The following is a 7,263-nucleotide window of genomic DNA, read 5'->3' on the forward strand; positions in this document are numbered from 1 at the left end:
AAAAGCCCTATCAGTGTAACAGAAATAAACCTCAGGTGCACCTTTTTCGCCCGCTCCGTACTCTTTAGGACTCTCTTACGCTTCCCCGAGTGCCTGCCGGAAAGCCGCCTCCAACTCATCTGCCAGCTTCCGCATCCGTCCCCGGTCCGGCTTACAGACAGCCCGATCGTAGGTAAAGAGCCCGTTGATCTCCCCCTCCACATCGGATATCTGGGTGTAGATACTTCCCACCAGTCCCTGGCTTTCGATCGCCGGAATAATCATATCCCGATAGAGCCTCTCGATCGCCTCTTGCAGCTCGGCAGAACTTTTCTTGTCCGTCCCGTATCCATAGCGCTTCTTTCGCATGCAATGGCCCGCAACGGCCAGCGTATAGCCCCCGCACTCGGACAGGAAGAGGGGTTTGTCCCCGGCCCTCAGGCAGAAGCTCCTGTGATAGTTGTGCTGCGAGTCGAAATCACTGAGCTTCTGTGCATACCAGCCCGAGGTCGCATCCACCAGCCGATCCGGATCCCTCCCCTTGACAAGCTGATAGAGGCGGTCTGCATCGTACTGACCCCATCCCTCATTGAAGATGGTGTAGCCAATAATCGAGGGGTGGTTCCTGACCTGATCGATGGTCTCTGTCACATGCTGCTCGAAGAACGCTCTTCGCTCTTCTTCCTCCTCTCCCGGCAGGCGCAGGGCGTGAGCCGGGTCATCCAACCGATCCTGCTTGCCGTAGTTCGGCAGGACGGTATCCCGCATAAAGTCATACTTGCCGCTGTTAACCATGTCCTGTAGGACCAGCATCCCCATGGCGTCGCAGGCGTAATAGAAGCGGTCTGCCTCCACCTTGATGTGCTTGCGCAGACAGTTAAATCCCAGGTCCATGGCCCCCCGGATGTCCCTCAGATAGCCCTCCGGACCGGCAGGCAGATAAATCCCCTCCGGCCAATAGCCCTGGTCCAGAAGACCATGCAGGTAGACCGCCTTTCCATTGCAGCAGACCTTTCCCCCCTCCATAGAGATGGTTCTAAGTCCCAGATAGGTCTTTATCCGGTCCTCCCCCACCTGCAGACAGAGCCAATAGAGATAGGGATCCTCCGGCGACCAGAGATGGGGATCCTCCATGTCAAGGCGGACCGAGCCGTCGGAGAGAGGGTGGGCAGTGAAGCCGCTTTCCCGGCTTGCTGAGGGAGACAGGCTGATCCGGTCGATGTCCATCAAGTCTCCCCTCACGTCATAGGCCCGCACCAGGGCCCCCTTTTGGTCCGGAAGGATCAGGACCCGGTCCACATACCGGTCGGGGACTGCTTCCATCCAGACATCCTGCCAGATTCCGGAGACCGGAGTATACCACATGCCCTTGGGCTTCTTTGACTGCTTGCCATAGGGATAGATCCATGAGAGCGAATCGCTCGCGAGAACCCTTAGGACATTGTCCTCCCCCAGGGCGTCCGTGATATCACAAGTAAATGGGAGATAACCGCCCTTATGGCTTCCGACCGGCCGGTCATTGAGAAAGACAAGGCAGTACTGATCAACGGCGCCAAAGTGAAGGAGAATCCTCCCCCTCTTCCCCCTTGCGCCTCCCTCTCTTGGGCCGCCTTCTTGCTCCGAGCACCGCAGAGGGTATGGGATCATCTCTCCATTCTGATTGTGCCAGCCCAGGCGGAGGGAAAATCTCAGTTCATAGCAGAGATCGTCTCCGATCTCCCCCATGTAACCGCTGGCAGCCGCCTGCGGCGGGAAGGGAAGCTGAATCGGCTTTTTGTCCAAAGTCCATCCATCATTCAAGATGCGGTAATTGTCCCGTACCATCTGCGGACGGGGATATCGCATTTTCTCCAAAATCGCGCTTGTGTCCATCATATCTTTTCCTGCCCCATATCCGGGTTGTTTCTTACTGGCGGGACGGTCTCTGACTGTCCGAGTTTCTGGCACCTGCCCGGCCCCGCAAGCCGTCTAACCGAAATCCTTGATGTAGGGGTCCTCCCTCCGATAGGGTCTCCAGTCAGAAGACCCGCATCCCTCTCTTCCGTTTGGGTCACCGTACTTAATGAAATTGCACCAGGCACAGATCATGGCACTGGAGATCTCGTAGTCCCACTCCTCGAAGGGACGCCAGGACCGGGCCAGGGTCCCGAAGACATACCAGAGCTCCGCGGAGTGGAATGCCCCTCCCCTGTCTCCCGGCAGAGACCGGTTGAAATAATAGAGATAGGTCTTCCGGTCGGAAGTCTCCTCCCTGGCCAGAGCCCAGTCAATACAGCCCCGATAGAGCTGCCCGTCCGGGCGGCCGACCCCGTGTCGTCTCAAGAGAATGTCATTGGCATTGGAGCCGAGCATATAGGGGATATCCGCGATCCTCCCCTCTCGCACATTGTCGTCATAGGTTCCGGGGAGCACGTATTCATCGCACATGGGTGAGAAGGGAAGCCGACGGATCTTTCCGATGACAAGCTGCATCTTCTTATAGAGAACGTCTGCCGGAAGTTCGCGCATCTGCCCCAGCGTCTTGCAGCGACAGACTTTCATCAGCATCTCTCCGATCCGATAGGCCTCCTCCCGGTGCAGGTCATAGATCAGACCATTGTCCAGGCCTCCCCCGGACTGCATGATAGCCCGACAGAAGAGGCCTTGGGACAGGGGGGAGTTGCAGAGGGTGAGTACACTCACGGCCCCGGCGCTCTGCCCGAAGACAGTGACCCGTCTGGGATCACCGCCGAAGGATCCGATATTGTCTTTTAACCAGGAGAGGGCGGCAAGCTGGTCTAAGATACCGTAATTGCCGGTCGTCTGCTCGGGATTCTCCACGGCAAGCTGAGGCAAGGCCAGAAAACCCAGGGGACCCAGTCTGTAATTAATGGTCACAAGGATCACGTCCCGCCTGGCGAACTCCGCTCCGTCAAATTCGATCTCCGAGCCATATCCGCCCAGGAAAGAGCCCCCGTGAATCCACACGGCCACCGGATAAGCCCCCTCCTCCGCCCTCTTCTTGATCGGGGTCCAGATATTGAGGTAGAGGCAATCCTCTGACATCGGGGGAAGAAACTCCGGATTGCTGTAGAACTCCTTCCTGTAGAATCCCTTGCCCTGATCATTTTGAACCGGCCGATTGGGGAAGGCCACGGCCTGCCGAACCCCCTCCCAGGGTTCCGGCGGCTCCGGCTTTCTCCAGCGCAGGGGTCCAACGGGCGGTTTTGCGTAGGGCACGCCGCGAAAGACTGCATAGGACAGAGTCTCTTCCCCCTCCAAAATGCCCTCGTTCACTCTCACCTTCCTGGTCTTCATAGATATACCCTCTTATCCGCTGACGCCCGCAGACCGGGTGGATTCTCCCTTTGCAGGCGCTGCGTCATTACGCATTCGGTCTGGATGGCCGAGTTCCCGGCTGTCCAGCACAATGGTAAATGGTCCGTCATTTAAAAGCTCAATCTTCATGTCTGCCCCGAAGATTCCCTTCGCAACATGCGGAATGCGAAGCTGGCATTGAGTGACAATGTAGTCATAGAGTGCCTCTGCCGTCCGTGGATCGGCAGCGCCGCTGAAGGAGGGCCGATTGCCCTTCCTGCAGTCTGCATAGAGCGTGAACTGGCTGACCAGAAGCAGCTGTCCGTCCACATCGGCAAGAGCCAGATTGGTCTTTCCGCTTCCATCCTCGAAGATGCGCATTCCGATGAGTTTGCGAATCATCTGATCTGCAGTCTCCCTGTCATCTTCGGGGGATATTCCGATCAAGACCAGAAAGCCCCTGCCGATCCCGGCAATGTTCTCCCCATCTACGGTTACGGAAGCATGGCCCACCCTTTGAATTACAAATTTCATCAGAAAAATACCTCTTCATAGATATTCAGAATTCTTCTTTCTGTATTCTTTTATTATAGTATCAAGTCCTTTATTTACAAGAATTTGAAAGAGCTCCGATCCACAGCCTTTGTCCCACACCCGGTCAGGATCCGACGCCCTTCGACATAGGAAAGGAGCGCCTTTCCGAAGAAAAGCGCTCCCGGAAATGATCTGAAGTTCCGGAAAAGATTCCCGGGACGGAAGTCCTGCGACTTACGACATCCTTGCGTTTACAGCATCGCCTCGGACTCTGCATACAGCAGGAAGCCGGTCCCGGAGGACCGGCTTCCTGCCGCGCTCATCGAGAAAGGTGCGTATGCACTTCTCATATGACTAATTGCTTGTCATCCGAATCCAGTCATACATGGCCAGAGCGCCAACCGCTACGATAAATACAACTGCAAATTCCATCAGCATACGCTCACCCCCTAACTCCAGCGGGTCTGATTCAGCTTATTGAACCAGATGCCCAAGCCAATCACAAGAGCCATTACCAAGCTGCCAATCATTAAGGAAATCACGGATGTGTTAATCATAGGCCTTTCTCCTATTCCGTAGATGGTTGTTACTTGTAATGATTATAACATCTCTTTTAGTTCGGAAATGCTTTTGATTGAATTTTAGCGGTTTGCACAGTTTATCTCCTGAATTATTGTACATATTTCAGGTATCATTCTGATTTCAGGAGAGCTTGCCCATAAGCGCAGATATCACTCAGACAGCAGTCCGCGCACTTGGGAGATCTGGCAGTGCAGACAGCCCTCCCGTGATCGACCAGGCGATGACAGAACTGATTTGCCTCCGTGTCCGGCAGGACCTTCCAGAGTTCCCGCTCCACCTTGACCGGTTCCTTTAAGTCCTTCACGAGGCCGATGCGGTTTGCGAGGCGAATGCAGTGTGTGTCCGTCACCACAGCCGGCTTCCCGAAGATATCTCCCAGGATCAGATTGGCCGACTTTCTTCCCACCCCCGGCAGGCGGAGTAAGTCCTTCATCGTATCCGGCACCCGATCCGAGTAGACCTCATGAAGCATGGTCATGCAGGCCTTGATGTCTCTGGCCTTGGATGGGCCCAGGCCGCAGGGGTGGACGATCTGCTCGATGGCCTCCACCGGGGCCCCGGCAATTGCCTCGATGGTCGGATAGAGAGCATAGAGCTTTGGCGTCACCTGGTCCACCCTCTTATCCGTGCATTGGGCCGCAAGACGCAGGCTGACCAGAAGCTGCCAGGCATCCTCATAGGTCAGACTTGTCCTGGTATCCGGATAGAGATTCTTGAGCCGACGGATACAGGTCCGGGCCAGTTCTCTTCTTCTGTTCAAGTCCCTCTCGTCCTCTTTTCCCGGTGCAAGCTGCGCCATTTTTGCTTTCGGATGTCCTGTCATATTCACTCCCTGTCGATGTTTTTCTCGGATTTTCTCACAAGAGGCCCAGGGTCTCATCCAGGCCAAGCATAATATTCATATTCTGCACTGCTGCGCCGGAGGCTCCTTTCCCCAAGTTGTCGAAGAGGGCTGTCACAAGGGTCTGATCCCCGCGCCCGCCGACAATCAGCTCCAGACGATTGGTCCCTGCCAGACCATTGGCGTGGATCCTGCCTGCCTCCGCGAACGGGCGGACGCTCACAAAGAACTCCCCTCCGTAGTAGTCAGCCAGTGCTTGCCGGATCTCCCGGGCAGACGGCTGTCCCTTTAGCAGGCGATTCTGCAGGAGAATGGTCGTTGCCATTCCCCGGTAGTAATCATCAACCACAGGAAGGAAGACCGGATCATAGCAAAGTCCGGCGACCTCCTTCATTTCCGGCAAGTGCTTGTGCCTTAAGTTAAGTCCGTAGAGGCCGGGGGCAGACAGGCTCCTGTCCCGATCTTTCGCCTCATAGTCTGCGATCATCTTCTTTCCACCGCCCGAATAGCCGGTCAGAGAATAACAGGTCAGAGGATAATCCGCCGGCAGGATCCCCAGACGAACCAGGGGGGCTGCCGCCGCAATCAGCCCGGTGGCATGGCAGCCCGGATTTGCAAGACGCTTTGATGCCGCAATCTTCTCTCTTTGCTCTTTTGACAGCTCAGGGAAGCCATAAGTCCATCCGGGAGCGGTCCTGTGGGCCGTGGAGGCATCAATGACACGGACTCTGTCATTGTCTATCAAGGAGACCGCCTCTCTTGCTCCCTCATCCGGCAGGCAGAGGAAGACAATGTCTGCCGCATTGAGGAATTTGCGTCTTTCCTCCGGATCATGCCTCTTGTCCTCATCAATCCGAAGCAAGTCCAGATCTCCTCTGGCCCCGATCCGATCATAGATCTGCAGACCTGTGGTCCCGCTCTGTCCGTCAATATATACTCTTGTCTTCATGCTCTACTGCAACCCTCTTTCCGACGCAATCGGTCTCGATTTGGTCTCGATTTCGCGTGTCTGCTATTGTAGCACAAGTGCTGCCTCGACCCCATCAACTTCTCCTCCCCTTTCCATCGGAATTCTCCCCTTTGACTTGCAGTCGCCTCTCCTTCTTCCTATACTGAATTATAATAGAAACACCCGGGGACTGTGCGCCATAGACACCACAGTCTCTTTCCTTGCACTTTGACATACGGCTGAAGGAGGATCCCATGAGTCGAGACCGCATCAAGGAGCTTGCTCGTATCAACTTAGACCGGACCTGGATGACTCTCAAGTGGATTTTTTTTGCTGTCATTTGCGGAATTATTGCCGGTGTCATCGGTTCTCTTTTCAATATCGGGATCGGGATCGCAAGCGACCTTCACAGCAGTTGTTCCTGGCTGATCTTTCTCCTCCCCATCGGCGGAGCGGCCATCTTTTTCTACTACCATCTTCTGGATGGGGACAATTCCGCCGGAACGAACCTTGTGATATCCTCGATCCAGTCCGGAGACCACATCCGAAAGCGGATGATTCCGGCCATCTTCTTCTCCTCCATCTTCTCCCACATGCTGGGGGCTTCGGTCGGACGGGAGGGAGCCGCTCTCCAGCTAGGCGGATCCATCGGTTACAATCTGGGAAAGACCTTCCGCCTTCCCCGGCACAATCAGCACGTCATGATTATGTGTGGCATGTCCGCCGTCTTCTCCGCGGTCTTCGGAACTCCCGTTGCGGCCGCCATCTTCGCCATGGAGGTTGTCTCCGTCGGCATCATGCATTATGCCGCCCTGGTTCCCTGTGTTGTGGCTTCCTTTGTAGCCAGAGGCATCGCCATCTACTTCTTCCGGCTTCCCAATGCGGGCTACGACCTGGGATCCATTCCCGCGTTCACCCTCCTGACTGCTCTTCCGATTGCCGGTCTTGCTGCTGTCGCAGGCCTGGTCTCCATTCTGGAGTGCGTCTGCTTCCGTCAGACCGAGACCTGGTCCGAGAAGCTCATCCCCAACCGCTATCTTCGCGCCGTCCTTCTTGGTGCAATTCTCCTGCTTTTAACCCT

5 protein-coding genes and 1 pseudogene are annotated in these 7,263 nt (G+C 55.7%); 1 reads left to right on the forward strand and 5 read right to left on the reverse strand.

Going from position 1 to position 7,263, the window contains the following annotated elements:
• Positions 1 to 75: 75 nt before the first annotated feature.
• The 5 genes and pseudogenes from ACO5R6_RS04595 to argC form a co-directional block, all read right to left on the reverse strand.
• The gene (locus tag ACO5R6_RS04595; protein ID WP_485626010.1) at positions 76 to 1,854 is read right to left on the reverse strand and encodes a glycoside hydrolase family 2 protein; all 1,779 of its coding nucleotides are present in this window, start codon (positions 1,852 to 1,854) and stop codon (positions 76 to 78) included.
• 93 nt (positions 1,855 to 1,947) lie between these two features.
• On the reverse strand, positions 1,948 to 3,276 hold the full coding sequence (locus ACO5R6_RS04600; protein ID WP_485626011.1) for a carboxylesterase/lipase family protein: 1,329 nt from the start codon (positions 3,274 to 3,276) through the stop codon (positions 1,948 to 1,950).
• Between the two features lie 90 nt (positions 3,277 to 3,366).
• Positions 3,367 to 3,810: pseudogene (gene dtd, locus ACO5R6_RS04605) on the reverse strand (D-aminoacyl-tRNA deacylase); the annotation flags it as partial.
• A gap of 691 nt (positions 3,811 to 4,501) precedes the next feature.
• Entirely contained in the window at positions 4,502 to 5,191 is a 690-nt protein-coding gene (locus ACO5R6_RS04610) for an endonuclease III domain-containing protein (protein WP_485626012.1), read from the reverse strand.
• A 58-nt stretch (positions 5,192 to 5,249) separates the two neighbouring features.
• The gene (argC, locus tag ACO5R6_RS04615; protein ID WP_485626013.1) at positions 5,250 to 6,182 is read right to left on the reverse strand and encodes an N-acetyl-gamma-glutamyl-phosphate reductase; all 933 of its coding nucleotides are present in this window, start codon (positions 6,180 to 6,182) and stop codon (positions 5,250 to 5,252) included.
• A 254-nt stretch (positions 6,183 to 6,436) separates the two neighbouring features.
• Here argC and ACO5R6_RS04620 point away from each other — a divergent pair.
• On the forward strand, positions 6,437 to 7,263 hold an 827-nt coding region (locus tag ACO5R6_RS04620; RefSeq protein WP_485626014.1), incomplete at its 3' end, for a chloride channel protein.

The sequence above is a fragment of the Shuttleworthella sp. genome (genome assembly GCF_057251025.1).